Below are 24812 nucleotides of genomic sequence, written 5' to 3'. Positions count from 1 at the left end.
GGAACGCAGGGGGTCGGGGAAGGGACGGGGTGGGTTTAGGTGCGGGGGGCGGGTCAGGGTGGTGACCTGGCGAATCCTCCTCGCGCCGTCGCCCACGACCGTACCGAGATATCGGGGGGACCGTTAAGAGCAATTCCCTTATGGGGATATCAGCAAGCCGAATACTGACGGCGCGGACCTGCGGAGAGGGGCTCAGCGGGGCCTGGGGACCTCGCGCCGGACACCCGCTTTATTCGGGATACGAATGGTTCCCTCGGGAACCTTCCTCTCCGAGATCTCCTTCAGGACGATCCGCGCGGCGGGGGTGAGGGGCCGGGTGGAGTCCCAGCACACGGCCACGCCGCGCTCGGGCGCCCCGGCCAGCGACCGCACCCGGACCCCGGTGGTGTCGGCCGTGTGGGCCGCCAGCCAGTTGGTGACGCCGACGCCGATCCCCCGGGCGACCAGGGACACCAGCGTCTGGGGCTGGTTGGTGGCCTGGACCGGCTCTATGGCCAGCCCGTGGTCGCGGAACACCTGGTAGGTCTCGAACTCGGAGGTCTCCGGGGCGTCCAGGCGGCCGATCGAGACGATGGGGTGCGCGGCCACCTCGTCCAGCGGGACGGGGTCGGGGACCAGGTCCAGCGGGTGGCCCTCGGCGTGCACGACCACCAGGGGCTCGCGCCACAGGGGCAGGCAGTTGACGGACTCCGAGGCGGGCCGGGGGAGCATGGGCCGCAGGTAGAGGTCGACGTCGCCGGCGATGAGGGCCTCGTCCAGCTCCAGGGTGGCGCGCTCGGACAGGATCACCCTGATGTCGGGCTCACGGTCGGCCAGGTCGCGCAGCAGGTCGGGGACGAAGGCCGCGCTGACACTGGGGTAGGAGCCCAGCGAGACGATGCCCAGGGCGCCGCCGCGCCAGGGCGCCATCGCCGACTCCGCCTCCTCCAGGGCGTGGAGGACGTTGCGGGCCTGCACGGCCAGGGCCGCGCCCGCCTCGGTGAGCCGGACCGGGCGCTTCTTTCGGTCGAAGAGGGGTTGTCCGATCTCCCGTTCCAGTGCCGCCACGTGCTGACTCACCCGGGGCTGGGACCGCCGGGTGGACTCGGCTGCGGCGACGAAACTCCCGGTGTCGATCACGGCCAGGAAGGATACGAACCATTCCAGACGTATGTCCGTGTCGAGCATGCGGATTCGCTCCCGTATAAAGTTGTCGCTGGGGCTGGTGTTACGCAGGATACAAAACGCGTATACACCCAAAAACAGGGTGTAACCCTCGACACAGGGAACCGAGTACCATTTCCCCCCGGACTATTGGTTCTCCTGATACTCCCATCCGGCCCGCCGTTCCCCGCCGAACCGCTGATCAGAGGCGGCGGGAGCGGTTTCCAGGCCGCCCCCGCCGCGGGGGCGCCGCCCGGTCAGGCGAACGGCGCCCCGGGTCGCGGCCGGTGCCCCGGGCCGGTCCCACGGCCGGGTCGCACCACCGCGACGATCGGGGTCCACCGCCCATCGGGGGCGGTGGGGGCTCCGCGGCCGGAACGGCGCGCGGCAGGGTCCGCCCCCGGGACTCCTCCCCGCGCGGAGAGGCCGGAGCGGTCCGGCGTCCGGGACACGCCCCCGGTGGCCCGTTGCCGGAGCCCTCCTCACCACCGCGCGCCCACCCGGGCGGAGGCGGCCGGAACGGGCCGTGGTGCAGTCCGGCCCCGGGGGAACGTCCCCGGCGCCCTGTTCACCACGGCACGACCGGACCACCGCCCCGGGCAGAGGCGGCAGGCACGTTCACCGGAACGGGCCGTGGTGCGGTCCGGCCCCGGGACACCGCCCCGGGCGGAGGCCGCCGACACGACCGCCGGAGCGGTCCGGCGTCCGGGCGCGGGGGGCGGGGCTGCGGCGGGGGCACGGCCACAGCGTCCGGCCGCTGCGACGGGGCCCGCTCCCCCGCCGCAGCGGCGGTCACGGCGTCTCGGTGCGGGCGGCCGACCGGACGGCCTCACGGGCCTGGCCCGCCCCCGCGGCCGCCAGGGCGAGGTGGGCCAGGCGGCGGCACTCGTCCAGGCTGTGGCCGGCCAGGGCGTGGCGCACCCCCGGCAGGGCGGGGGCCGACATCGACAGGCTCGTCGCCCCCAGGCCCACCAGGACCAGGGCCAGCAGCGGGTCGGCGGCGGCCTCACCGCACACGCCCACCGGGACGCCCAGGTGGTCGCCCGCCTTGCCCACGGTGCCGATCAGGGACAGCAGCGCCGGCTGCCACGGGTCCAGCAGGTCCGGCAGCGAGCCCAGGGTGCGGTCGACGGCCATCGTGTACTGGGCGAGGTCGTTGGTGCCGATGGACACGAAGTCCACCTCGTACAGCAGCCGGTCGGCGAGCAGCGCCGCGGCGGGGACCTCGATCATCACCCCCACCCGGGTCACCCCCTGGGCGCGGGCGAGGTCGGCGAACTCCCCCGCCTCCCTGGGCGTGGACACCATCGGCGCCATCACCCGGACGTCGGCCCCGGTCTCCTTGGTCGCCGCCGCGATGGCGGCGAGCTGGTCCACCAGCAGCTCGCGGTGCATCCGGGCGGTGCGGTAGCCGCGCACCCCGAGAGCCGGGTTGTCCTCCGCGCCCATCGGGACGAAGGCCAGCGGCTTGTCCGAGCCCGCGTCCAGGGTGCGCACGGTGATCGGGCGCCCGGAGAAGGCCGAGAACAGCCGGATGTAGGAGGCGGTCTGCTCCTCGCGGGTGGGCGGCTCGGTGCGGTCCAGGAACAGGAACTCGGTGCGCAGCAGCCCCACCCCCTCGCTGTCGTGGGCGGCGGCCGACTCCGGGTCCCCCTCCCCGATGTTGAGCAGCAGCGGGACGGACACCCCGTCGGCGGTGGCCCCCGGCCCGGTGGCCGACTCCGCCAGGGCGCGCCGCTGCTCGGCGCGCCGGCGCACCCGCTGCACGAGGGCCTCGTCCGGGTCGGCGACCACGGAGCCCGTGTCGCCGTCGACCGCCACCACCGTGCCGTCGGCGAGGGTGTCGGCTCCCCCGCAGCCGACCACCGCCGGGATGCCCAGCGAGCGGGAGAGGATGACGGTGTGGCTGGTGGGCCCGCCGTACCGGGTGACGATCCCCAGGACCCTGGCCGGGTCCAGGTGGACGGTGTCGGCGGGGGCGAGGTCGTCGGCGACCAGCACGTGCGGGACGCCCGGGTCCGGCAGGCCCGGCATGGGCAGCCCCAGCAGCAGGGCCACCGCCCGGTCGCGGATGTCGGCGAGGTCGGCGGCGCGCTCGGCGAGGTAGCCGCCGGCGGCCTTGAGCAGGTCGCGGTAGGTCTCGCAGGCGGCGTGCACCGCCCAGGCGGCCGGGTCGCCCGCGGCGGCCCGCTCGCCGACCCGGCGGGCCAGCTCGGGGTCGCGGGCCATCAGGGCCTGGGCGCCGAGCACCGCCGCGGCCTCTCCGCCGAGGCCGGCGGCCTGGGCGTCGAGCCCGGCCGCCACCTCCTCCAGGGACGCGCGGGCGGCCTCCGCCTCGGCGCCGGGGTCCCCGCCGCGGGGCGGTGGTCGGGCAGGCGCGGCGGGGGCGCCATGCGCGCCACCGGGCCGACCGCCGCGCCCGGCGCCGCCGGGATGCCGCCGAGGGAGGAGAGGGATCGGGTGTGCGCCATGGTCGCTCCGTGGGTCGGTGAGTGGGTGGGCCGGGGCGGGCCGGGAGGGGTCCCCCTAACAGGGAACCCCAGCGGGGCCGATCTCGGTAGCCCCTACTCCCGGCCTGTGGACGGGTCAGGGCTGGATGGTCACCTTGATGGCGGTCCCGGCGGCCACGGTCTCGATGGCCTTGTGCACGTCGGACAGCGCCATCCGCTCGGTGATCAGGTCGGCGACGGGCACGGCGCCGGAGGCGATGAGCTCCAGGGCGCGCTTGTTGTGCTCGGGGCTGGAGCCGTTGGCGCCGAAGATGGAGATCTCCCGGTAGTGGACGAGGTTGGAGTCCAGGGAGATGATCGGGTTGTCCTTGGGCAGCCCGCCGAAGAAGCTGATCCGGCCGCTGCGGGCGACCATCTTCAGGGCGTCCTCCTGGGCGCGGCCGGAGGCGGCGGCGGTGATGACCACGTCCGCGCCGCGGCCGTCGGTCAGGCGCAGCACCTCCTCCACCGCGTCGACCTCCTCGCCGCAGATGGCGGCGTCGGGCCCGACGATCCGCGCGGACATGTCCAGGCGGCCCCGGTTGACGTCCACCAGGTACACCTTCTTCGCGCCCTTGGCGCGGGCCAGGCGGACGTGCAGGCAGCCGATGGGCCCGGCGCCCATGACCACGACGGTGTCGCCCTCGCCGACCCCGGCGATCTCCTGGCCGTTGAGGACGCAGGCGAGCGGTTCGGCGACGGAGGCCTCGGCGTAGTCCAGGCCCTCGGGGATGCGGTTGACGCCGTCGACGGCCAGCACCGCCTCGGGGACGACCATGTACTCGGCGAAGCCGCCGTCGTAGTGGTAGCCCATGGACTGCTGGCGCGAGCACACGGTGAACCGGCCGTCGCCGCACTCGGCGCAGGTGCCGCACGGGATGGCGGCGATGATCTGGACCCGGTCGCCCTCGGCCCAGCCCTCCACCCCGTCGCCGACCTCGACGACGCGGCCGGCGATCTCGTGGCCGATGACCCGGGGCGGGTCGATGTGGTGGTGCCCGTGGCGGAAGATCTTGACGTCGGTACCGCAGGTGGAGCAGTTGACGACGGCGATCTTGAGCTGCCCGGGTCCTGCGGTGGGCTCAGGTGCCTGTTCGAGGCGGAGGTCACCGGGTGCGTAGAAGCGGGCGACGAGCATGTTCGGCCTTTCAGGATGCGGTCCGGCACGGGGTCGTCCGCGCGGGAACGACCGCACCGGTGGGTTTCGGTGAGCGGGGACGCCGCGCCGTGGGCGTCCGGGTGGTGGGCGGCGGGCGGCCGGTGGGACGGACGGTCCCCGCCCGTCCGGGGAGTGGTCGGACGGGCGGGGAGGACGGCCGGGCCCCGGCGGCCCGCCGGGTCAGCCGTCCGCGGCGGGCGGGTCGAGGAGCCCGACGACGTCGGCGGGGTCGGTGGCCCCGCGCAGCCGGGCGGCCTTCTCGGGGTCGGTCAGGACCCCGGCCAGGGCGGTGAGGATGCCCAGGTGCTCCTCACCGGTCGCGGCGATGCCGATGGCGACGTGGACGGTGGACCCGCCCCAGTCGACCCCCTCGGGGAACTGGATCACGGCCAGCCCGGTCCTCTTGACGTGGACCCGGGACGGGTCGGTCCCGTGCGGGATGGCGACCCCCTCCCCGAGGAAGGTGGACACCGACGCCTCGCGCTCGTGCATGGCGGGCAGGTAGCCGGGGTCGACCGCGCCGAGTTCCAGGAGCAGTTCCCCGCACTGGTCGATGACGTCGGCCCGGTCCTTCGCGGTGCGGCCCAGTCGGACGGCGTCCTCGGTCAGGACCAGCCGGGCGGGTTCAGTCGGCAAGGGTGCCACCGTCCCTGATGGCGCTCTCGACCTCGGTGAAGACGGGGTCGCCCAGGAACATCCGGAAACCCTTGACCACGGTGCCCGGAACACGGGTGCGGGCGCGGGCGGCCAGGCCCTCCTGGGTCAGGACCAGGTCGGCGTCCTCGGGGATGCGGTCCACGGGGGCGTGCTCGACGGACACCCCGTACTTGCCCAGGCTGCCCCTGAGCTGGGTGGTCAGCAGGACGCTGCTGCCCATCCCGGCGTCGCAGGCCACGACGACCTTCTTGACATCGGAACCCTTGATGCTGCTCATGCGACGTTCTCCTCAGTGCTCGCGGAGTTCTTCTGGGCGGCGGCCTCCTCGCGGGCGGCCTTGCGCTCGGCCCGGCCGAAGCCGAGCAGGAGCGAGGCGACCACGAAGGACACCGCGGTGGCGACGATGACGCCGGCCAGGACGGACAGGTGCCCGCCGGGCGGGGTGACGGCCATCAGGGCGATGATGCTGCCCGGGGAGGCCGCCGAGATCAGGCCCGCGTCCATCACCATGAAGGTGGCCACACCCGACATCCCGCCGGCGATGGCGGCCAGGATCAGCTTGGGCTGCGCGAGGATGTACGGGAAGTAGATCTCGTGAATTCCACCGAAGAAGTGGATGATGATCGCGCCGGGCGCGGTGGCGCGGCTGATCCGCGGGCCGAAGAGCATGCAGGCGATGAGGATGCCCAGGCCGGGGCCGGGGTTGGTCTCGATGAGGAACTCGATCGCGCTGCCGTCGGCGGCGGAGCGGGCGGTGCCCAGCGGGGTGAACACGCCGTGGTTGATGGCGTTGTTGAGGAACAGCACCTTCGCGGGCTCGACGATCACCGAGACGAGCGGCAGCAGGCTGTTGTCGATGAGGAACTGCACCCCGGCGCCGAGCGCGTCGGCGATGCGGCCCACGACGGGGCCGACGGCGTAGGCGCCCACCACCGCGAGGAGGGCGGCGAGGATGCCCGCGCTGAAGTTGTTGACGAGCATCTCGAAGCCGGCCTTGATGCGCGGCTGGATCAGCTTGTCGGCCTGCTTCATGAGGTACGCGGCGAGCGGGCCCATGATCATCGCGCCCAGGAACATCGGGATGTCCGCGGAGACGATCACGCCCATGGTGGCCGCCGCGCCGACGACACCGCCGCGCTGGCCGTGCACCATGGTGCCGCCGGTGTAGGCGATGAGCAGCGGGAGCAGGAACTTGATCATCGGATCCACCAGCTGGCCCAGGTACTCGTTGGGCCACCAGCCGGTGGGGATGAACAGGGCGGTGATCAGGCCCCAGGCGATGAACGCGCCGATGTTGGGCATGACCATGCCCGAGAGGAACCCGCCGAAGCGCTGGACTCCGGACCGGGCCGAGGCGAGCGCCGTGCTCTGCCGCTGTTCGGTGGACATGTTGGGGGACCTCCTGGGAGGTGCGGCGGGCCTGGGCCGCGCCTGCGGTGGTGTGGTGTGGGCGGGGCGCCCGGCCGGCTGGACGGGGAGGTGCGGCGGGAGGGGCCGCGCACCTCGGTCGGACGGGCGCCGGTCCTGGTCAGACCACCCGGACCGAGGGTCCGGCGGCCTCCAGTTCGTCGGCGAGGCCCCCGGCGAGACCCTGGTCGGTGATGACCAGGTCCAGGTCCTCGACGGAGGCGAATCGGGCGAAGTGGTCGTTGCCGACCTTGGTGTGGTCGGCGAGGAGGACGGCGCGCCGGGCCGAGGCGATCATGGAGCGCTTCACCTCGGCCTCCGCCGGGTCGGGCGTGGTGAGCCCGCGTTCGACGGAGATGCCGTTGGTGGCCATGAAGGCGACGTCCACGAAGGACTCGGCCAGCGACCTCAGGGCCCACGCGTCGACGGTGGCCTGCGTCCGGGTGCGCAGGCGGCCGCCGAGGAACATCAGGTTGATGTTGGTGCGCGTGGTGAGGGTGAGGGCGATGGAGAGGGAGTTGGTGACGACGGTGAGTTCCCGGTCGGCGGGCAGCTGCTCGGCGAGGCGTCCGATGGTGGACCCCGCGTCGAGGAGGATCGCCCCCTCCTCCGGGAGTTCTTCGATCGCGGCCTTGGCGATCCGCTCCTTCTCCTGGGTCATCACGGAGTCGCGCACGTTGAGCGCGGGCTCGAAGCCCAGGCGCTCGACGGGGATCGCGCCGCCGTGGACCCGCCGCAGGACCCCGTGGCGCTCCAGCGCCGTGAGGTCCCGCCGGATGGTCTCGTAGGTGACGTCGAACTCCGCGGCGAGCCCCGTCACGTCGACCCGGCCGTCCCGGCGGGCGCGTTCGAGGATCGCCTGCTGGCGCTCTTCCGCGTACATGTTGGATCACCTGTGTTTCGGTGTGGTTTTCGGTGAGTTTAATCGTGTTGCCTGGGACACACAAGGGGTACCTTCCTCCAATATCCCAGTAAGGCCCCACGACCACATCCGGCCACCGCCGCCAGGACACGGAACCCCTATCGCCACTGGCCGCACGCCTCGGCACCCTCGGCGGCCACGCCCCGGAGCCGGTCATCGAACCGGAAACCAGAGGACAACCGTGTTGACACACGCAGACGAACACACATAATCAAAGGCAGTCCAACATCCGGACCGGGCCGGGCGCAGCGACCGCGAAAAGAGCTCCCATGATCCTGACCCTCACCCCCAACCCGAGCGTGGACCACACCCTGGAGGTGGACCGCCTCATCCGGGGCGAGGTCCTGCGGGTCGACGCCACACGCGCCCAGGCGGGCGGAAAGGGCGTCAACGTCGCCCGGGCCCTGCACCTGGCCGGCGTGGAAACGCGTGCGATCCTCCCGGTCGGCGGGGGCGGCGGTGCCGAACTCACCGCCCTGCTCGGCGACCTGCCGCGGCTCACCGTCCCCATCGAGGGCGAGACCCGCGCCAACATCGCGATCACCGAGGCCGACGGCACCACCACCAAGGTCAACGCCCCGGGCCCCACCCTCTCCCCCTCCGAGGCCGACACCCTGCTGGCCGTCCTGGAGGACGAGCTGGCGCAGCGCCCGGAATGGATCGTGGCCAGCGGAAGCCTGCCGGCGGGCGCGGGCGAGGACTTCTACGTGCGGGTGGCCGGGCTGGCCGCCGGGTACGGGGTGCCCCTGGCCCTGGACACCTCCGGCAAACCCCTGGAGGCAGCGGTGCGCGCGGGGTCGATCGGCCTGGCCAAGCCCAACCTGGAAGAGCTGTCGGAGCTGACCGGGCGCACCCCCGCCACCGTCGGCGAGGTCGCCGCCGCCGCCCGGGAGCTCCTCTCCCACGGCAACGGCTCCGCCCTCGTGACCCTGGGCGGGCACGGTGCCATACTCGTGGGGCCCGAACACACGTGGTGGGCGCGCGGCCCCCGGGTCCGCACCCGCAGCACCGTGGGCGCGGGCGACTGCGCCCTCGCCGGGTTCCTCACCCCCGCCGACTCCCCGGTCGACCGCCTGCGCAACGCGGTGGCCTGGGGGACCGCGGCGGTGTCCCTGCCCGGAACGACCATCCCCGCCCCCGACGACGTCGAGCCGGACGCCGTCGAGGTGGTGTCCGAACCCGACCCCTCCCGGCCCCTCGACTCGCTCGCCGACCGGCCCTGACCGGTCCGTCCACCCCTCACAAGGAGCAGCAGATGCCCCAGCGCACCGTAGCCGTCGGTTCCGCCCAAGGACTGCACGCGCGACCCGCCACCCTCTTCGTCCAGGCGGCCACCGCCACCGGCCTGCCCGTGACCGTCGCCGCGGCGGGCAAGGACCCGGTGAACGCGGGCAGCCTGCTCGCCGTGATGACCCTGGGGGTCGGGCACGGAGACGAGGTGACCATCGCCGCCGAGGGCGAGGGCGCCGACGCCGCCCTGGACTCCCTGGCCGAGCTGCTGGCCTCCGAACTGGACGCCTGAACCCCGGAACGCTCACGGCGGCGCCCGCCGCGCAGGGTCCTGCGCGGCGGGCGCCGCCGTGTACGGGGCCGGGTCAGCCCTCCCGCTTCACCCGGTGGACCTTGTGCTGGGCGGCCTGGGCCCGCGGGCGGACCACCATCAGGTCGATGTTGACGTGCGGCGGCCGGGTGACCGCCCACACGATGGTGTCGGCGACGTCCTCCGCGCTGAGCGGGTCGGGCACGCCCTCGTAGACGGCCTCCGCCGCGTCGGCGTCGCCGCGCAGCCGGTTGAGGGAGAACTCCTCGGTCTTGACCATGCCCGGGGCGATCTCCAGGACCCGGACGGGCTGCCCGCACAGCTCCAGGCGCAGGGTGGCGGCCAGCGTGTGGGCGCCGTGCTTGGCGGCGACGTATCCGCCGCCGCCCTCGTAGACGACGTGTCCGGCCACGGAGCTGACCACCAGGACGGTGCCCGCGCCGCTCCCGATGAGCTTCGGCAGCAGGGCCTGGGTCATGTTGAGCACACCGAGCACGTTGACCTCGTACATGGCGCGCCAGTCGGCGGGGTCGGCGGCGGCGACGGTCTCGGTCCCGATGGCGCCGCCCGCGTTGTTCACCAGGACGTCGCAGGAGGGCAGCCCGGCGGCGAAGGCGTCCACGGCGTCGCGGTCGGTGACGTCGAGGACGTACGCGCGGGCGCTGTGCCCCTCCTTGACGAGTTCGGCGGCCAGCTCCTCGACGCGGTCGGCGCGGCGGGCCACGAGCACCACGTCGTACCCCCGGGCGGCCAGGCCCCGGGCGGTGGCGGCGCCGATACCGCTGCTGGCACCGGTGACGACGGCGGTCGCTGTCATGTGGTCATCCTCCTGCGGTTTCGCTGTCGCGCCGAGCGTATCCGGGCCCGCCGGGCGGAGTCCCGGCCGCCCCCGGTGTCCTCCGGCACATTCGCGCGCCGGGGGTCGCCGCGCCCCCCGCGCCGGGACGGCCGGACGGCCCCCGGCCGCGGTCCCCGCCGCTGTTCCACGCGCCGCCCCGGACCGACCGCGCGGCACCCGAAAATCCATGGTCCGGAGAAATTCCCGCGTGCTAGCGTGGACGCCCGCCGCGGAATCGAAAGCCCCTCGACGGCCTTTTCCTTTTCCGCGCGCACCGCGCCTCCGGAAAGGACCCGTGTGGACTCGGGAGAACCGCCCCCACGACCGCCCCTGCTCCGCCGATACGCCCTTTTCTCCCTGGCCGCGACCACCGCGGACTTCGCTTTCGGCGCGGTTTTCATCACCGTTCTGCTCGGCCGCGGCCTCGACCCCGGGATGCTGGGGGCCATGGTCGCCGCGGGCACCCTGTTCGGGCTGGCGGCGGAGGCGCCCAGCGGGGCGCTGGGCGACCGCTACGGCCACCGGCGGCTGCTGTCGCTGGGCCTGGTGGTCTGGGGAGCGGGTTTCGCCCTGTTCGGCTGGGCCGACGAACTGCTCCCGACCATGGTCGGATCGGTGCTGTGGTCGGTGGGCTTCCACCTGCACACCGGCACCCTGACCGCGCTGGTGGTCAACCGGGTCGGCGACCGCGACCGGACCGCCCGGGTCGCCCGGCTGACCCGGTGGGGGCAGGTCTCCTCGCGGCTGGGCGGGGTCGCGGGCGCCGCCTCGGTGCTGGTCGCCGGGACCTGGCTCTCCGCCGACCTGCTCATCCTGGCCGCGGGCGTGCTGCTGGTGGGCCTGGGGGCGGTGGCGCCGCTGGTCTTCCCGCGCTCCCCCGGACGGCCGGACGTCTCGGTCGCCGGGCTGCTCCGGGAGTCGGTGGCGGCCCTGGCGGGGCGGCGCTACGTGCCGCTGGTCGCCCTGGTCCTGTGCTCGACCCCGGCCAAGGTGGTGCTGGTCATCTGCTGGCAGCCCCTGGTGGCGCGGGAGTACGGGGGCGACGTCCGGTTCAACGGCCTGGTCCTGCTCGGCATGACCCTGGCCCTGGCGCTGGGGGCGGCCTGCTCCCGCTTCGTCGACCCGCGCAACCCGCACCTGTGGGCCCCGGCGTCGGCGGTCGCCACCGCCGTTCCGCTGTTCCTGGTGGCCTGGGGCGCGCTGCCGCTGCTCGTGGGGCTGGTGCTGGCCGAATTCCTGCTCGGGCTGGCCCAGGCGCTGTTCGTGGCGTGGGAGCACCTCATGTACAGCGACGAGGCGCGGAATACGCTTTTCTCGGTGATGTCGTTCCTCGGATTGGCCGTGATCGGTGCGACGTACGCCGTTTTCGGATGGGCGTGGGATGTGTGGGGACTGGAATCCGCGATGGTCGCCGTTCTGGCGGTTTCCGCGGCCGGCTCCCTGGCGGTGATACCGCTGGCGTACGCCTTTCCCGAATCGCGCCGTTTCTTCGACCCTCGGGAGGGAGCACGGGCGCAGGAGTCCGAACCCGCGGAATGACCGTCCGGCCCCGGTCCCCCGCCGCGGCGTCGTCTACCCTGCCCGTGTACGTGGTCGGAAGAGCGGGGGGATCATGAGCCATCTGTCGGATCTGTTGCGGGAACGGCCGCTCGTCCAGGCGCCCATGGCGGGCGGGGCCTCCACTCCGGAGCTGGTGGACGCGGTGGCCCGGGCCGGGGGCCTGGGGTTCCTGGCCGCCGGGTACCTGGCGCCGGAGCAGGTGGAGGAGCAGGTCGCCCGGGTGCGCGGGCTCGGGGTGGCGGCGTTCGGGGTGAACGTGTTCGTGCCCGGGCCCGCCGGCGACCCCGCCGCGGTGCGGGACTACCGCGAGGAGCTGGGCGCCGAGGCCGAACGCCACGGGACGGCCCCGGGCGAGCCGGTCCACGACGACGACGCATGGGAGGCCAAGATCGACCTCCTGGAGCGGCTGGGCGTCCCGGTCGTGGGCTTCACGTTCGGCTGCCCCGACGGCAACGTGCTGCGCCGCCTCCAGGAGGCCGGGTCCGCGGTGGTCGTCACCGTCACCTCGGTGGACGAGGCGCTGCTGGCGGTGGCCCGCGGCGCCGACGGCCTGTGCGCTCAGGGGGCGGAGGCCGGCGGGCACCGGGCCGCGTTCGACCCGACGCGCGGCGGCGAACTGCCGACCGCGGAGCTGGTGGCGGCGCTGGCCGGGGCCGTCGAGGTCCCGGTGATCGGCGCGGGCGGGATCATGACGGGCGGCGAGGCCGCCGCGGTGCTGGAGGCGGGCGCGGCGGCGGTGCAGCTGGGCACGGCGTTCCTGCGCTGCCCCGAGAGCGGGGCCCAGCCCGCCCACAAGCTGGCGCTGATCGACCCCGACTTCACCGAGACCACCCTGACCTGGGCGTTCACCGGGCGTCCCGCGCGCGGCCTGGTCAACCGGTTCATCATCGAGCACCCCAAGGCCCCGTACGCCTACCCGGAGCTGCACCACATGACCCGGCCGCTGCGGGCGGCCGCGGCGCGGGCCTCCGACACGGGCGGCATGGCGCTGTGGGCCGGGACCGGCTTCCGGCGGGCCACCGACGACCCGGCCGCCGAGGTGGTGGCGCGCCTGCGCCGCGAGGCGGCCCAGGCGGGCGCCCGCCTCTGACCGGTCAGCGCTCCCAGTCGCCGGTGGCGAAGGCCAGGGCGGCCGGCAGCCCGGCCCGCCAGCAGGCGCGGTCGTGTCCGCCGTGGTACTCCTCCAGCAGCACGGCGCCCGGGTCGCCGCCCAGGTCCGCGGCGCGGGCGGCCAGGGCGTCGCGCAGCCGCCGGTTGGGGTCGAGCAGGGACCACTCGTGGGTGCCCGCGGAGAGGTGGACGCGGTCCGGGAGGCGGTCGGCGACGGCGACCCGGGCGGTGGTGCGCTCGCTCTCCCCTCCGGCCACCGCCACGTTGGGCCACCAGAACGAGCCCGACTGGGAGGCCACCCGGCCGAACCGGTCGGGGTCGGTGAGGGCGGCGTGCATCGCGGTGAGCCCGCCCAGGCTCTGCCCGGCGACGAGGGTGCGCCGGGGGTCGGCGGTGATCCGGTACCGCTCGCCCAGCCAGGGCAGGAGTTCGCCGCCCAGGGCGCGGACGAAGTCGTCCGAGCAGGCCAGCTGCTCGCTGCGGGAGGCGAAGCCCAGGGAGTCCACCATGACGGTGAGCATCGGCGGCAGGGTCCCGGCGTGGACGAGCCCGTCCAGGACCCGGGGCAGGTCCGCGTGCCAGTCCCGGCCGTCCAGCAGCAGGGCGACGGGCCAGGGGCGGCCGCCGGGGGGCCTGCGGGCGGGTTCGTGCACCCACACGGGGCGGCTGTCGCCGAGGACGGCGCTGGCGAACCCCCGTTCCTCCACCCGGCCCGCGGGCGCGCCGGGGTCGCCGGCCGGTGGGACGGGGGCCTCGGGCAGGGACACCACGGAGTGGCCCCCGTCCGACTGCTCGCGGGCCAGCGGGTCGGCGACCGCGTGGGCCAGGGCGGCGAACCAGCGGGCGACGGCCGGCCGGTCCTCCGGGTCGGAGACGGCCAGGGCGCGTTCGCGGCGGATGCGCAGCATCTCGGGCAGGGCGGCGGGATCGCCCGGCCCGGCGCCGGCGGGGATCGGCGCGATGGTGTAGGACGCCCGCCAGTCGCCGCGCATCCGGTAGGTGAGGTGCCGGACGTCGGTGCCGGGGATCCGCTCCATGCGGTTGTGGTCGTAGGAGTCGGCGTCGGCGATCTTGTTGGCCACCAGCAGGACGTCGGCGAGCTCGTCGCCGCCCCGCCACAGGAAGGTGACGGTGCGGCGGCCCTCGGCGTCGGCCTCGCCCACCAGCGGGGTGCCGGTGCGCCGGACGGACTCCCAGAACCCCGCGGTGTCCCGGGCGGCCTCCGCCGCGCAGGGTGTGGGCACCCGTTCGGGACGGACGGTGCGCTTGAGGCGCGGGGGGATCGTGTGGGTCCGCATGCGGCCCCCTCCTCGGTCGTACTCGGGTTCAGGCTTCAGGAACGCCCTCCACCTCGGACATCAGGTCGAACAGCGCGGCGACCCGGTCCTCGGACAGGGCGCTGAGCGGGGACCGGGCGGTGAGCCCCGCGCCGATGGCCTCGACGATCCGGGTGCCCTCCGCCGTGGGCCGCGCCATCCGCATGCGCCGGTCGCTGATGGAGGCGGTCTTCCTCACCAGGCCGCGCTCCTCCAGCTCCCGGGTGATGACCGAGATCCGCGAGGCGGTGCAGCCCAGCTGCCTGGCCAGCGCCCCCTGGGAGGAGACGTCGTGCAGCGCGCGCAGGGCGCGGGCCTGGAACGCGGTGAGCCCGTGCTCCGCGGCCAGCTCGGACAGCAGTCCCTCCACCCGGTGGGCGACGCGCAGCAGCGCCTCGCCCGCGTCCCGTGTCGAGGGCCTGCGGGGTGCGGTCCCGGCGGGTGCGTTCTGACCGGTCGGCGACGTCGCCGTCATCCGTCCCTCACTTCCCGGAAGTTGACATTTAGGATAGCCATACCTAAATATGCTTGTCATGAAGCAAGTAAAGCTCCTGCACAGCCTAGCCGTCGGCGCCGCCCTGGCCATGGCCCTCACCGCCTGTGGAACCGGGGGCGGCTCCGAAGCCGCCGGGGCGCAGGACACGGACACCGGGGAGATCCGGGCCGTCACCCACATCTACGGCGAGACCGAGATCCCCGCCGACCCCCAGAGCGTGGTCGCCGTCAGCGTCACCGCGGCCCCGGTCCTGCTGAGCCTGGACGTCCCCGTGGTCGCCGCCGGCACCACCACCCCCAGCGCCCTCACCGACGACAACGGCTTCTTCGCCCAGTGGGCCCCGGTGGCCGAGGAGCGCGGTGTCGAACCGCTGCCCGGCCCCGAGATCTCGCTGGAGGCGGTCGCCGCCGCCGGGCCCGACCTCATCGTCGGCAACGGCTTCGGGGCGGACGCCGTCGACGAGGCGACCTACGAGAAGCTCTCCGAGATCGCGCCCACCGTCGTCTACGGCGAGGGCGACGTCTCCTGGGTGGACCTGACCGAGCAGTACGCCCGGGCCTTGGACCGCACCGACCGGTTCGAGGAGATCACCGGGGAGTACGACGCCCTGGTCGAGGAGTCCGCGGCGCGGATCTCCACCGAGCAGCCGGTGGCCGTCCTCAGCGTCACCCCCAACGGGTTCAACGTGTTCACCGCCGAGTCCGCCCAGGGGCGCCTGGCCACCGACCTGGGGCTGACCCTCCAGGAGCTGCCCGAGGACGCGGCGGCCGACAGCACCCAGGGCGCGCGCACCGACATCGTCGGCGTGGCCCCCGAGAACGCCGACGCCCTGGGCGACGCGACCCTGCTGTTCGTGAACCCGCAGGGCGACGAGCTCGACTCCTACCTGGAGACGGCCCCCATCCTGGAGAGCCTGCCCGCCTGGGAGGACGAGCGCGCCTTCACCCTGGGCCCGTCGTCGTTCCGGATGGACTACTACAGCGTCCCCCTGCTGGCCGAGCGCCTGACCGAGGTCCTCCCCTCCTGAGGACCGCCCCGCACGGGGGCGGGCCCTCCGCCCCCGTGCGCGTCCGGCCCGGGGACCGGCCGGGGCCCGTTCGCGGCGCCGGCCGACACCGGCGCGCCGCCTACGGGACCGGATTCTTTTACCCGCAGGTAACAATTGGGTTCTCCGGCCGCTCGGCCCTAGAGCCTGTGACCTGCCACACCCTAAGGTTCCGCCATGGGTGTATTGCGGAAGCGTGTCCTTTTTCGTGTGCTTTTGGGTGTTCTGTCGACTGTGGTGGTACTCGCCCTGGTCGGCGCGCTACTGGGTGTGTGGACCGTGCGCAGGTCGTTCCCGCAGACCTCCGGCGAGATCGCCCTCCCCGGGCTGAACGCCGAGGTCACGGTGCTGCGCGATGAGTACGGCGTCCCCCACGTGTACGCCGGCGACGCGCACGACCTCTTCATGGCCCAGGGCTACGTGCACGCCCAGGACCGGTTCTGGGAGATGGACTTCCGCCGCCACGTGACGTCCGGCCGCACCGCCGAGCTCTTCGGCGAGGCCCAGGTGGAGACCGACGTCTACCTGCGCACCATGGGCTGGCGGCACGTCGCCGAGCAGGAGTACGAGCTGCTGGAGCCCGAGACCAGGGGCTACCTCGACGCCTACGCCGCCGGGGTCAACGCCTGGCTGGCGGAGAACGACGGGGCCGCGGCGAGCCTGGAGTACGCGCTGCTCGGCGTGCTCAACGGCGGCCACACCATCGAGGAGTGGGACCCGGTCGACAGCCTGGCCTGGCTCAAGGCCATGGCCTGGGACCTGGGCGGCAACATGCGCGAGGAGACGGAGCGCGCGCAGCTGCTCGGCCTCGGGTTCACCGAGGAGCAGATCGCCGAGCTGTACCCCGAGTACCCCTACGAGGAGCACCGGCCGATCACCGACACCGACGAGCTGCTGGACACCGCACCCGAGGGCGACCCCGAGGACGCGCGGCGCGCCCCCGAACTGCCCGGGGAGGCCGTGGCCGCCGTCGGCGCCGTGTACGACGGGGCGCTGGCCCTGCCCGAGATGCTCGGCCCGCGGAGCAGCCCCGACCTGGGCTCCAACTCGTGGGTCGTGGGCGGCGAGCACACCGAGTCGGGCCTGCCCCTGCTGGCCAACGACCCCCACCTGGGCGCGGCCATGCCCTCCACCTGGCACCAGGTGGGCCTGCACTGCACCGAGCTGAGCGAGACCTGCCCGTTCGACGTCGCCGGGTTCGGGTTCTCCGGGCTGCCCGGCGTGGTCATCGGCCAGAACGAGTCGATCGCCTGGGGCTTCACCAACCTCAACCCCGACGTGATGGACCTGTTCGTCGAGCGGATCGAGGGCGACTCCTACATCGTCGACGGTGAGGAGCGCCCGCTGGAGACCCGCACCGAGACGGTGAAGGTCGCCGGGGGCGAGGACGTGGAGATCACCGTCCGCTCCACCCACCACGGCCCGCTGCTGTCCGACACCGCCGCGGGCGCCGACCTGACCGGGATCGCCGAGGACCCGCAGGTCGAGGGGGCCGAGGAGGGGGCCGGGTACGCGGTGGCCCTCCAGTGGACCGCGCTGTCGCCCGGGACCACCGCCGACGCCCTGTTCGTCATGAACCGCGCCCGCGACTGGGAGGACTTCCGCCGGGCCGCGAGCGGGTTCTCGGTCCCCGCGCAGAACCTCGTCTACGCCGACAACGAGGGCAACATCGGCTACCAGGCGCCCGGCACGGTCCCGGTCCGGGGCGAGGGCGACGGCCGCTACCCGGCGCCCGGCTGGGACTCCGCCTACGACTGGGAGGAGTACATCCCCTTCGAGGACCTGCCCAGCGTGTACAACCCCGAGTCCGGGTTCGTCGTCACCGCCAACCAGTCCGGCGTGGACGCGGACTACCCGCACTTCCTGACCGACGACTGGGACTACGGCTACCGCTCCCAGCGCATCAACGACCTGCTGGAGGAGGCCGTGGCCGAGGGCCCCGTGACCGGCGGGGACATGTCGGAGATCCACATGGACTCCTACCACCTGGGTGCCGAGGCGATCGTCCCCCACCTGCTGGACGTCGAGGTGGCGGGGGTCGCGGCGCAGGGGCAGGACCTGCTGCGCGACTGGGACCTGTACACCGAGCCCGACTCGGCGGGGGCGGCCTTCTACCAGGCGACCTGGCGGCACCTGCTGCCGCTGCTGTTCGACGAGCTGGACCCGGTGCAGATGACCGGGAACTCGCGCGGCATGTACGTGGTGGGCACCCTGCTGGAGGACCCCGGCTCCGCCTGGTGGGCGGGAGAGGAGGCGGACGGCCGCGACGCGGTGCTGGCCGCCGCGATGGAGGCCGCCGCCGAGGAGCTGACGGAGCTGCTGGGCGACGACCCCGCCGACTGGCGCTGGGGCGACCTGCACACCCTGACCGCGACGCACCAGTCGTTCGGCACCTCGGGCATCGGGGTGGTCGAGTGGCTGTTCAACCGGGGCCCGGTGGAGAGCTCCGGCGGGTCTGCGATCGTCAACGCCACCGGCTGGGACGACAAGGAGGGGTACGCGATCACCGCGGTGCCGTCGATGCGGATGGTGGTCGACCTGTCGGACCGGGACGCGTCCACCTGGGTGCACCTGACCGGCAACTCGGGGCACGCGTTCCACCCGAACTACGACGACCAGCTGGAGCCGTGGGCCCGCGGGGAGACGATGCCGTTCGTGTTCGGCGAGGACGCGGTGCGCGCCGCCGCGGTGGACGAGCTGACCCTCGTGCCGTAGGCGTCCCGCGGGAGGACGGACGAGGGCGTGTTCGGTGGATGCTTTCGTGTGGCCCGGCGCTTGCGCCGGGTGCCGGGAGCGGGCACGATCCGCCCAACACGCCCTGGGGCCCGCGCCGACGGCGCGGGCCCCGTTCCGTTCCCGGTCAGGCCTTGAGGGGGAAGGAGACGCCGGTGCGCTCCTCCGACAGCTCCCACAGGCGGCGGGCGGCGGCCCCGTCCCGGGCGGCCGGGCTGCGCCAGGACAGGCCGGGCGCGCCCCGCATGGCCCCCCGCGGCCCGGCGAACCCGGCCGGGGGGATCTCCTGGGTGGCCGCGTAGACCGTGGGCAGGGCCCCGACCGCGGCGCTCTGGGCGAACAGCCGGTTCCCGACGCGGGTGAGGAGCGTCCGGAACAGCACGCCGGCGCCGTGGCTCTGGAGGTTGGTGGCGGCGTAGCCCGGGTGGGCGGCCACCGACAGCACGGGCGAGCCGGCCTCGGTGAGGCGGCGCTGGAGCTCCAGGGTGAACAGGAGGTTGGCCAGCTTGGACTGGCCGTAGGCCCGGTAGGGCGTGTAGCCGCGTTCGAGGTCCACGTCGTCGAAGCGGATCCCCCGGACCGAGGCGTGCAGCCCGGAGGAGAGCGTGACCACCCGCCCGGTGACGTGCTCCAGCAGCAGGTTGGTGAGGGCGAAGTGGCCCAGGTGGTTGGTGCCGAACTGCAGCTCGAACCCGTCGGCGGTGCGGCCCCTGGGGACGGCCATGATCCCGGCGTTGTTGATCAGGAGGTGGATGTCGCCGCTCCATGCCTCCGCGAAGGCGCGCACGGAGGACAGGTCGGCCAGGTCCAGGCGGCGCACCTCGGTCTCGCCGGGGATGTCCGCGGCGGCGGCCCGTCCCCTGTCCTCGTCCCGCACGGCCAGGACGACACGGGAGCCCAGGCGGGCCAGGGCGCGGGCGGTCTCCAGGCCCAGGCCGCTGTTGGCGCCTGTGACGACGGCCGTGGTGCCGGTGAGGTCGGGGAGTGCGACCGGTGTGCTGTTCATGTCCCCCACGGTAGGCGCCGGTCGGCAAAGTTGTCAATGACAACAATGATGGCGTCGACAACATCCGTTTATGCTGGACCCATGACCGATCGTCCCTATCACCACGGCGACCTGCGGGCCGCCCTGCTCGCGGGGGCCGAGCGCGCCCTGGCGGCGCGGGGCCCCGCCGCACTGTCCCTGCGCGAACTCGCGCGGGAGGCCGGGGTGAGCCACGCCGCGCCCGGCCGCCACTTCCGGGACAAGTCGGCCCTGCTCGACGCCCTCGCGCTCAACGGCTTCGAGCGCCTCACCTCTCAGCTGGCCGCGGCGGCCGCGGAGCCGGGCGACACCCGCGACGGACTGCTCGCCCTGGCCCGGGTGTACGTGTCGTTCGCCCTGCGCAACGCCGCCCTGCTCGACCTCATGTACTCGCGCAAGCACGAACCCGACGCCCCCGAGGAGCTGACGGCGGCGGTCGGGCGCCTGCTGGACACCATGATGGGGATCATCACCGAGGGCCAGCGGGCCGGGGAGATCACCGCGGGCGATCCCGAGGTCGTCGCGTTCACGGTGGCGGCGGCCCTGCACGGGTTCGCGGCGTTCAACTCCACCACCGCGCCCGAGGAGGCCGACGCCCTGCTGCCCGGGGTCATCGACGTGCTGGCCTCCGGCCTCCTCCCCCGCTGACGGCGGCGGTCCGGGCCGTCAGCGCTCCGGCCGGGCGAAGGGGTCGGCCGGCGGGTCGTACACGACCTCCTCGTCCAGCAGCCACACCCAGTCGGGCCGCCAGCGGGGGTCGCGGCGTTCCATCTCGGCGGCGACGTCGCCGACGGGCACGCCGCCGCCGATCGCGAAGTGCTCGCCGGCCCACTCGGGCCAGTGGTCGTAGGCGCGGTCGACCTCCACCGCCTCCGGAGTGGCCCGGACCCGCAGGAAGAACCAGCGCCCGTGCTCGGGGTGGGCCTCGGCGCGGCGCAGCGTGAAGTCCGGCAGGCCCGGGGGCACGTCCAGCCGGGAGCCGTCGGCGGCGGCCAGGGACGGGGAGGCCGACCACTCCCCCATCGACACCGTGTAGGTGACCGCGCCGCCGTGGTCGGCGGCCAGGGCGCGCAGGGCGTCGGAGAGCTCCCGCAGGGGTCCGGTCTCCGGCGGGGCGGGGCGCTCCCGCTCGCGGCAGGCCCGCATCACGGGTTCGACGAGCAGGCACCACTCCCGGTCGGAGAGCCTGCGGACGCGCAGGCGCTCGGCCGGAACCTCCGTCCCGGCGGGCACCGGGACGGCCTCGGGCGACGTCCCGGCGGCGACCCCGGCCCGGCGGAGCACGGACATCGCGGCGTCGGCGTCGAAGGGGATGTCGGACAGGAACCCCAGGTCCGCGCCGGTCACGGCGCGGTGTCCGACGGCCTCCATGAGCTCCCCGACGCGGGCGCGGAAGGCGTCGAACTCCTCCTGCCCCGCGTCCTCCCACTCCTCCAGCTCCGTGAGGTGGCCGTCCTCCAGCAGGCCGCCGATCCCCTCCGTCGCGCTCGCCGCGTCGCGGTACGGGCCGGTGTGGTAGCCGACGCCGTCCTCCTTCACGTCCCCGGGGTAGTCGGAGCGCGCCCACTCCCGGCCGTCCCACCAGTAGGCGAACCCGAGCGCGCTCCGTTCCTCGGCGCGCCCGATCCACTCCCAGGGCAGCCAGGCCGGCGCGTCGGCGAAGAGGTTCGTCGGCGTCCGGTACGGGTTGGTGGTCTCGCCCGACCGGTCCCAGCCGACCAGCAGGAACCGGCCGCCCTCGACGCGGACCAGCCGGCACCAGTTGCCGCCCCCGTCCTCCAGGACCAGCGAGCCGTCCTCGGCGATGCGGCGCCCCTCGGGCCAGAAGGAGCCCATCCCCGCGGCGACGGCCGCCTTGGCCGCGGCGAAGGACCAGAGGGTCTCGGGGTGGGGCAGGCGGTCTGCGGTGCGGGCCATGTGCGCTCCTGAACATCGTCGGTCCGCCGCAGGCTACCGCCCGCCCAGGACAGAGGCCGGGGCCGGAACGGTGCGGACCCCGGGGCGGGCGGTCACCGCGGCGCGGGGGCGCCGTCCGCCCGGTCGGCCTCGCCCAGCAGGGCGAACTCGCGGAAGAGCCCGGCCAGCCAGGCGAAGGTCAGGGCGATGACGGTGAGGTTCTTGGCGGCGACCACGGTCGCGGTCACCCAGGGCCGTTCGGCCGCGGGCACCCACAGGCCGATCGCCGCGTCGGGCACCAGGTCGAAGACCGCGAAGGCCGCGGCCAGGAAGGCGAACTGGCCGAGGAACAGGCCGAGCCGGGGCGTGATGCCGGCCGCGAAGGCGGCCCACGCCCCGGCGGGCGTCCGCCGGTCCGCGGGCAGGACCTCGCGGGCGGCGATCCACAGCAGGGCCGCGAACAGGACCAGCCGGGAGCCCTGGGCGACGGCCTCGGAGGCGATCCCCGGGCCGCCGGTGAGCGGGCTGCCCGGGACGATGAGCGCGAACCGCTGGATCGTGGGCACCAGGGACAGGCCCAGCACGAGCGGGGCGTGGCGGGCGTAGGCGCGCAGGGCCCACAGGAGAGCGGCGCGGGCGACGGCGATCATCATTTCACCTCATTGAATAGTTCATTGTTTTGAACTATACGATGCGATGAAGGATCGCGGTAGGGTGGGCCCGTGACCGCCGCACCGCAGGAACCCGCGGGCGACCGCGCGGGCTGGGACCTCAGCACCGCCGTCGTCCTCTTCCACGACGCCCTCGGCGCCCGCCTGGGCGTGGGCGCCACCGACCACAAGGCCCTGGGCCTGGTGCGCCGCGACGGGCCGATGACCCTGAGCGCGATCGCCGCCGGGCTGGGGGTGGTCGCCGGGGCCGCCACCGCCGTCGTCGACCGGCTGGAGGCCGCCGGGCTGGTCGAGCGCTTCCGCGACCCCGGCGACCGCCGCCGCGTCCTGGTCCGCCCCCTCTCCGGCGCCGCCCCCGCCGAACGCGACGCCTACGCGCGCCTGGGCCGGGAGACCGCCGCCTTCATGGCCGGCCTCGGAGAGGACGAGCGCCACGCGGTCCTGGACTACATCGCCCTCACCCGCCGGCTCCTGGAGGAGGAGACCGCCCGCCTGCGCGGGGCCTAGTCTCGGAGCCATGAGCACGCCCGCCGACCGCTCCGCCGTCCCGCGCCGCGCCCTGGCCGACCTGGCGCTGTGGGCCGCCCTCGCCGGCCTCACCGTCACCGAGCTCTCCGGCTTCGACGGCGGATTCCCGTGGTGGGAGGCGGGGGCCCTGCTCCTCGCCCTGACCGCGGCCGTGGTCCTGTCCCGGCGCCGGCCCGACGCGGCGACGGCGGTCGCCCTGGCGGCCGCCACCGCGGAGGCGGCGACCCTGCCCGAGTCCCTGCCGCTCTCCCCGTTCGTCTCCCTGGGGGTCCTGGCCCTGCTGGCGGGGCGGCGCTCGGGCCGCCCCGGGCCCTTCGCCTCCATGGCGGTGACGGCTGCCCTGATCGTCCTCACCCTGTACACGGGCGCCGCCGTGATGGCCGGGGTCGGAACCCGCGACCTGCTGTCCGGCCTGGTGGACGTGCTCGGCCTGGTACTCGGCCTGGTCGCGATGCTGCTCGTCCCCTGGCTGCTGGGCCGGTACCTGGAACAGCGCGCGCGGCTGATCCGGGGCGGCTGGGAGATCGCCGAGCACATGGAGCGCACCCGGGCGGCCGAGGCCGAGCGCGCCCGGCTGCGGGAACGCGCCAGGATCGCCGCCCGCATGCACGACTCCCTCGGCCACGACCTGGCCCTGCTCGCGGTGCGCGCCGCCGCCCTGGAGATGGCCTCGCAGGACTCCCCCGAGCGCGCCGAGGCCGCCGCCGGGCTGCGCGAGGCCGCGCACGCCACCACACTGCGGCTGCGCGAGGCCATCGGCGTGCTGCGGGAGGGGCCGGCCGGCGAGGACGTGGAGACGGTCGCCGAACTGGTCTCCGGGGCGGTCGAGGCGGGCATGCGCGTCCGCCTGCTGCGCGAGGGCCCCGACCCCGACCCCCGCACCCCCGGCGGCCGGGCGGTGGGGCGGCTGGTCCGCGAGGCGCTCACCAACGCCGCCCGGTACGCCCCCGGTGCCGAGGTGACCGTGCGGGTCGTCCGGGACGGCGGGCCGACCCGGGTGGAGGTGGACGACACCGGCGCCGGTCCGGGCGGGGCCCCCGCGGTGCCCGGCGCCGGGACCGGGCTGGCCGCACTGCGCGCCGAGGTGGCCGCCCTGGGCGGGACCCTGGACGCCGCACCCCGCCCCGGCTCCGGGTTCGCGGTCCGCGCCGAGGTCCCCGACGGCGAACCCGGGGACGGGGGCCCCGCGCACTCCGTCATCCGGCTGGCCCGGGAGGAGGCCCGCGCCGGGGCCCGCCGGAGCGTGCTCGCCGCGGTCGCGATCCCGGTCGCCATCGCGCTGCCCGCCGTCGGGGCCGGGTTCGCCCTGCTGTGGTGGAACAGCAGCAACTCGGTGCTGCCCCCCGAGGACTACGAGCGGATCCACGTGGGCGACACCCGGGCGCAGGTCGAGGAGCTGCTGCCCCGGTACGCCTACCCCGAGCGGTCCGTGGACGGCGCGCCGCCGGAGCCGCCCGGGGCCGACTGCCGGTACCAGCTGGTGCACCAGGAGAACGGACTGCCGCCGGTGTACCGGCTGTGCTTCGCCGACGGGGTCCTGGTGTCCAAGGAGGAGATCGACCGGGAGGCCTCGGCCGACGAGTAGGGTGTGCGCGTGGAGACGGGCAACGGCACCCGGACGCTGCGCGTCCTGCTGGCCGACGACGAGGCGATGATGCGCGCCGGGCTGCGCGCGATCCTGTCCGCCGCCTCCGGGTTCGAGGTGGTGGGCGAGGCGGCCGACGGCGCCGAGGCGGTGTCCCTGACCGCGGAGCACCAGCCCGACCTGGTGCTCATGGACGTGCGCATGCCGCGGATGAACGGCCTGGACGCGGCGGAGGCCATCGCGGCCGCGCACCCGGCGACGTCGGTGGTCGTGCTGACCACGTTCGGCGAGGACGCCTACATCGAACGTGCGCTGTCCGGCGGCGCCGACGGGTTCGTGCTCAAGACCGGCGACCCGCACCAGCTGGTGGCCGGGCTGCGCGCCGTGGCCGACGGCGGCGCCTACCTGTCCCCCGATGTGGCCCGGCGGGTGGTCGGCCTGCTCGACGCCTCCTCCCCGCGGCGGTCCCGCAGCACGCGGGCCCGGGAGCGGGTGGACCGGCTCACCGCCCGCGAACGCCAGGTGCTGGCGCTGGTCGGCGAGGGCTGCTCCAACGACGAGATCGCCCGCAGGCTCGACATCGCGGCCGGGACCGTGAAGGTGCACGTGGGGTCGATCCTGACCCGGCTCGGCGTGGACAACCGGGTGCGCGCCGCGATCCTGGCCTACGAGGCCGGGCTGCTCTGACCCCGG

Annotated in this window: 22 protein-coding genes and 1 pseudogene; 10 read left to right on the top strand and 13 right to left on the bottom strand. The window is 74.6% G+C overall.

All coding sequences use genetic code 11. The features are described 5' to 3' along the window. Positions 1-192 precede the first annotated feature (192 nt). From KGD84_RS03335 to KGD84_RS03305, 7 genes and pseudogenes are all read right to left on the bottom strand, one after another. Positions 193-1167, bottom strand: a complete 975-nt coding sequence (locus tag KGD84_RS03335; RefSeq protein ID WP_220564650.1) for a LysR family transcriptional regulator — start codon at positions 1165-1167, stop codon at positions 193-195. A gap of 768 nt (positions 1168-1935) precedes the next feature. After that, positions 1936-3614 (bottom strand): annotated as a pseudogene (gene ptsP, locus KGD84_RS03330) (phosphoenolpyruvate--protein phosphotransferase). Positions 3615-3729: 115 nt separating this feature from the next. Next, the gene (locus tag KGD84_RS03325) at positions 3730-4770 is read right to left on the bottom strand and encodes a zinc-dependent dehydrogenase (RefSeq protein ID WP_220564648.1); all 1041 of its coding nucleotides are present in this window, start codon (positions 4768-4770) and stop codon (positions 3730-3732) included. Between the two features lie 201 nt (positions 4771-4971). Then, complete coding sequence (locus tag KGD84_RS03320; protein ID WP_220564647.1) at positions 4972-5427, bottom strand: PTS mannitol transporter subunit IIA; 456 nt, start codon at positions 5425-5427, stop codon at positions 4972-4974. After that, complete coding sequence (locus tag KGD84_RS03315) at positions 5417-5725, bottom strand: PTS lactose transporter subunit IIB (RefSeq protein ID WP_220564646.1); 309 nt, start codon at positions 5723-5725, stop codon at positions 5417-5419. The genes KGD84_RS03320 and KGD84_RS03315 overlap by 11 nt, the downstream gene beginning before the upstream one ends. Next, the gene (gene mtlA / locus KGD84_RS03310; protein WP_220564645.1) at positions 5722-6837 is read right to left on the bottom strand and encodes a mannitol-specific PTS transporter subunit IIC; all 1116 of its coding nucleotides are present in this window, start codon (positions 6835-6837) and stop codon (positions 5722-5724) included. The genes KGD84_RS03315 and mtlA overlap by 4 nt, the downstream gene beginning before the upstream one ends. 139 nt (positions 6838-6976) lie before the next feature. Further along, positions 6977-7738: a DeoR/GlpR family DNA-binding transcription regulator gene (locus KGD84_RS03305; protein ID WP_220564644.1), complete on the bottom strand. Its 762-nt coding sequence runs from the start codon at positions 7736-7738 to the stop codon at positions 6977-6979. Positions 7739-8046: 308 nt separating this feature from the next. Between KGD84_RS03305 and KGD84_RS03300 the strand changes: the two genes are divergently transcribed. Together KGD84_RS03300 and KGD84_RS03295 are read left to right on the top strand one after the other, a co-directional pair. Further along, positions 8047-9000, top strand: coding sequence for a 1-phosphofructokinase family hexose kinase (locus tag KGD84_RS03300; protein ID WP_220564643.1), 954 nt, complete (start codon positions 8047-8049; stop codon positions 8998-9000). Between the two features lie 32 nt (positions 9001-9032). After that, positions 9033-9299 carry an HPr family phosphocarrier protein gene (locus KGD84_RS03295; protein WP_220564642.1) on the top strand — a complete coding sequence of 89 codons (267 nt, stop codon included), beginning with the start codon at positions 9033-9035 and terminating at the stop codon, positions 9297-9299. A 73-nt stretch (positions 9300-9372) separates the two neighbouring features. On the opposite strand, the gene KGD84_RS03290 is transcribed toward KGD84_RS03295, so the two are convergent. After that, the gene (locus KGD84_RS03290; RefSeq protein WP_220564641.1) at positions 9373-10134 is read right to left on the bottom strand and encodes an SDR family NAD(P)-dependent oxidoreductase; all 762 of its coding nucleotides are present in this window, start codon (positions 10132-10134) and stop codon (positions 9373-9375) included. A gap of 318 nt (positions 10135-10452) precedes the next feature. Here KGD84_RS03290 and KGD84_RS03285 point away from each other — a divergent pair, with 318 nt between their 5' ends. Next, complete coding sequence (locus tag KGD84_RS03285; protein ID WP_255647014.1) at positions 10453-11694, top strand: MFS transporter; 1242 nt, start codon at positions 10453-10455, stop codon at positions 11692-11694. Positions 11695-11767: 73 nt separating this feature from the next. Further along, entirely contained in the window at positions 11768-12805 is a 1038-nt protein-coding gene (locus KGD84_RS03280) for a nitronate monooxygenase (RefSeq protein WP_220564640.1), read from the top strand. A gap of 4 nt (positions 12806-12809) precedes the next feature. On the opposite strand, the gene fes is transcribed toward KGD84_RS03280, so the two are convergent. Together fes and KGD84_RS03270 are read right to left on the bottom strand one after the other, a co-directional pair. Then, complete coding sequence (fes, locus tag KGD84_RS03275; protein WP_220564639.1) at positions 12810-14123, bottom strand: enterochelin esterase; 1314 nt, start codon at positions 14121-14123, stop codon at positions 12810-12812. 28 nt (positions 14124-14151) lie between these two features. After that, positions 14152-14616, bottom strand: coding sequence for a MarR family winged helix-turn-helix transcriptional regulator (locus KGD84_RS03270; RefSeq protein WP_220564638.1), 465 nt, complete (start codon positions 14614-14616; stop codon positions 14152-14154). Between the two features lie 58 nt (positions 14617-14674). Between KGD84_RS03270 and fepB the strand changes: the two genes are divergently transcribed. Then, positions 14675-15664 (top strand): Fe2+-enterobactin ABC transporter substrate-binding protein, encoded by a 990-nt coding sequence (gene fepB / locus KGD84_RS03265; RefSeq protein ID WP_255647013.1) that lies wholly within the window; start codon positions 14675-14677, stop codon positions 15662-15664. A gap of 195 nt (positions 15665-15859) precedes the next feature. Beyond that, positions 15860-18397, top strand: coding sequence for a penicillin acylase family protein (locus KGD84_RS03260; protein WP_220564637.1), 2538 nt, complete (start codon positions 15860-15862; stop codon positions 18395-18397). Positions 18398-18542: 145 nt separating this feature from the next. On the opposite strand, the gene KGD84_RS03255 is transcribed toward KGD84_RS03260, so the two are convergent. Then, on the bottom strand, positions 18543-19421 hold the full coding sequence (locus KGD84_RS03255; RefSeq protein ID WP_220564636.1) for an oxidoreductase: 879 nt from the start codon (positions 19419-19421) through the stop codon (positions 18543-18545). Between the two features lie 81 nt (positions 19422-19502). Here KGD84_RS03255 and KGD84_RS03250 point away from each other — a divergent pair, with 81 nt between their 5' ends. Continuing rightward, positions 19503-20087 carry a TetR/AcrR family transcriptional regulator gene (locus tag KGD84_RS03250; protein WP_220564635.1) on the top strand — a complete coding sequence of 195 codons (585 nt, stop codon included), beginning with the start codon at positions 19503-19505 and terminating at the stop codon, positions 20085-20087. Between the two features lie 18 nt (positions 20088-20105). Here the strand turns inward: KGD84_RS03250 and KGD84_RS03245 are convergent, their stop codons facing one another. After that, positions 20106-21356: a hypothetical protein gene (locus KGD84_RS03245; RefSeq protein ID WP_220564634.1), complete on the bottom strand. Its 1251-nt coding sequence runs from the start codon at positions 21354-21356 to the stop codon at positions 20106-20108. A gap of 92 nt (positions 21357-21448) precedes the next feature. After that, positions 21449-21988 (bottom strand): hypothetical protein, encoded by a 540-nt coding sequence (locus tag KGD84_RS03240; protein ID WP_220564633.1) that lies wholly within the window; start codon positions 21986-21988, stop codon positions 21449-21451. 69 nt (positions 21989-22057) lie between these two features. On the opposite strand from KGD84_RS03240, the gene KGD84_RS03235 reads away from it, so the two are divergent. Genes KGD84_RS03235 through KGD84_RS03225 form a run of 3 tightly spaced genes read left to right on the top strand, consistent with a single transcriptional unit; the run spans position 22058 to position 24806 of the window. Beyond that, entirely contained in the window at positions 22058-22513 is a 456-nt protein-coding gene (locus KGD84_RS03235) for a MarR family transcriptional regulator (protein ID WP_220564632.1), read from the top strand. A 10-nt stretch (positions 22514-22523) separates the two neighbouring features. After that, on the top strand, positions 22524-24119 hold the full coding sequence (locus KGD84_RS03230) for a sensor histidine kinase (protein ID WP_220564631.1): 1596 nt from the start codon (positions 22524-22526) through the stop codon (positions 24117-24119). 9 nt (positions 24120-24128) lie between these two features. Beyond that, positions 24129-24806: a response regulator gene (locus tag KGD84_RS03225; RefSeq protein WP_260697184.1), complete on the top strand. Its 678-nt coding sequence runs from the start codon at positions 24129-24131 to the stop codon at positions 24804-24806. Positions 24807-24812 lie beyond the last annotated feature (6 nt).

The organism is Nocardiopsis changdeensis, from assembly GCF_018316655.1.
In the GTDB taxonomy this organism is placed as follows: Bacteria; Actinomycetota; Actinomycetes; order Streptosporangiales; family Streptosporangiaceae; genus Nocardiopsis; species Nocardiopsis changdeensis.
Note: the sequence above shows the minus strand (reverse complement) of the source record. Positions and strands in the feature narration are given on the sequence as shown.

Bases quoted from the DNA above. Each gene is read 5' to 3' on its own strand.
- KGD84_RS03335 (WP_220564650.1), bottom strand. From the start codon at position 1,167: ATGCTCGACACGGACATACGTCTGGAATGGTTCGTATCCTTCCTGGCC.
- KGD84_RS03325 (WP_220564648.1), bottom strand. From the start codon at position 4,770: ATGCTCGTCGCCCGCTTCTACGCACCCGGTGACCTCCGCCTCGAACAG.
- KGD84_RS03315 (WP_220564646.1), bottom strand. From the start codon at position 5,725: ATGAGCAGCATCAAGGGTTCCGATGTCAAGAAGGTCGTCGTGGCCTGC.
- mtlA (WP_220564645.1), bottom strand. From the start codon at position 6,837: ATGTCCACCGAACAGCGGCAGAGCACGGCGCTCGCCTCGGCCCGGTCC.
- KGD84_RS03305 (WP_220564644.1), bottom strand. From the start codon at position 7,738: ATGTACGCGGAAGAGCGCCAGCAGGCGATCCTCGAACGCGCCCGCCGG.
- KGD84_RS03300 (WP_220564643.1), top strand. From the start codon at position 8,047: ATGATCCTGACCCTCACCCCCAACCCGAGCGTGGACCACACCCTGGAG.
- KGD84_RS03295 (WP_220564642.1), top strand. From the start codon at position 9,033: ATGCCCCAGCGCACCGTAGCCGTCGGTTCCGCCCAAGGACTGCACGCG.
- KGD84_RS03290 (WP_220564641.1), bottom strand. From the start codon at position 10,134: ATGACAGCGACCGCCGTCGTCACCGGTGCCAGCAGCGGTATCGGCGCC.
- KGD84_RS03280 (WP_220564640.1), top strand. From the start codon at position 11,768: ATGAGCCATCTGTCGGATCTGTTGCGGGAACGGCCGCTCGTCCAGGCG.
- fes (WP_220564639.1), bottom strand. From the start codon at position 14,123: ATGCGGACCCACACGATCCCCCCGCGCCTCAAGCGCACCGTCCGTCCC.
- KGD84_RS03270 (WP_220564638.1), bottom strand. From the start codon at position 14,616: ATGACGGCGACGTCGCCGACCGGTCAGAACGCACCCGCCGGGACCGCA.
- fepB (WP_255647013.1), top strand. From the start codon at position 14,675: ATGAAGCAAGTAAAGCTCCTGCACAGCCTAGCCGTCGGCGCCGCCCTG.
- KGD84_RS03260 (WP_220564637.1), top strand. From the start codon at position 15,860: ATGGGTGTATTGCGGAAGCGTGTCCTTTTTCGTGTGCTTTTGGGTGTT.
- KGD84_RS03255 (WP_220564636.1), bottom strand. From the start codon at position 19,421: ATGAACAGCACACCGGTCGCACTCCCCGACCTCACCGGCACCACGGCC.
- KGD84_RS03250 (WP_220564635.1), top strand. From the start codon at position 19,503: ATGACCGATCGTCCCTATCACCACGGCGACCTGCGGGCCGCCCTGCTC.
- KGD84_RS03245 (WP_220564634.1), bottom strand. From the start codon at position 21,356: ATGGCCCGCACCGCAGACCGCCTGCCCCACCCCGAGACCCTCTGGTCC.
- KGD84_RS03240 (WP_220564633.1), bottom strand. From the start codon at position 21,988: ATGATGATCGCCGTCGCCCGCGCCGCTCTCCTGTGGGCCCTGCGCGCC.
- KGD84_RS03230 (WP_220564631.1), top strand. From the start codon at position 22,524: ATGAGCACGCCCGCCGACCGCTCCGCCGTCCCGCGCCGCGCCCTGGCC.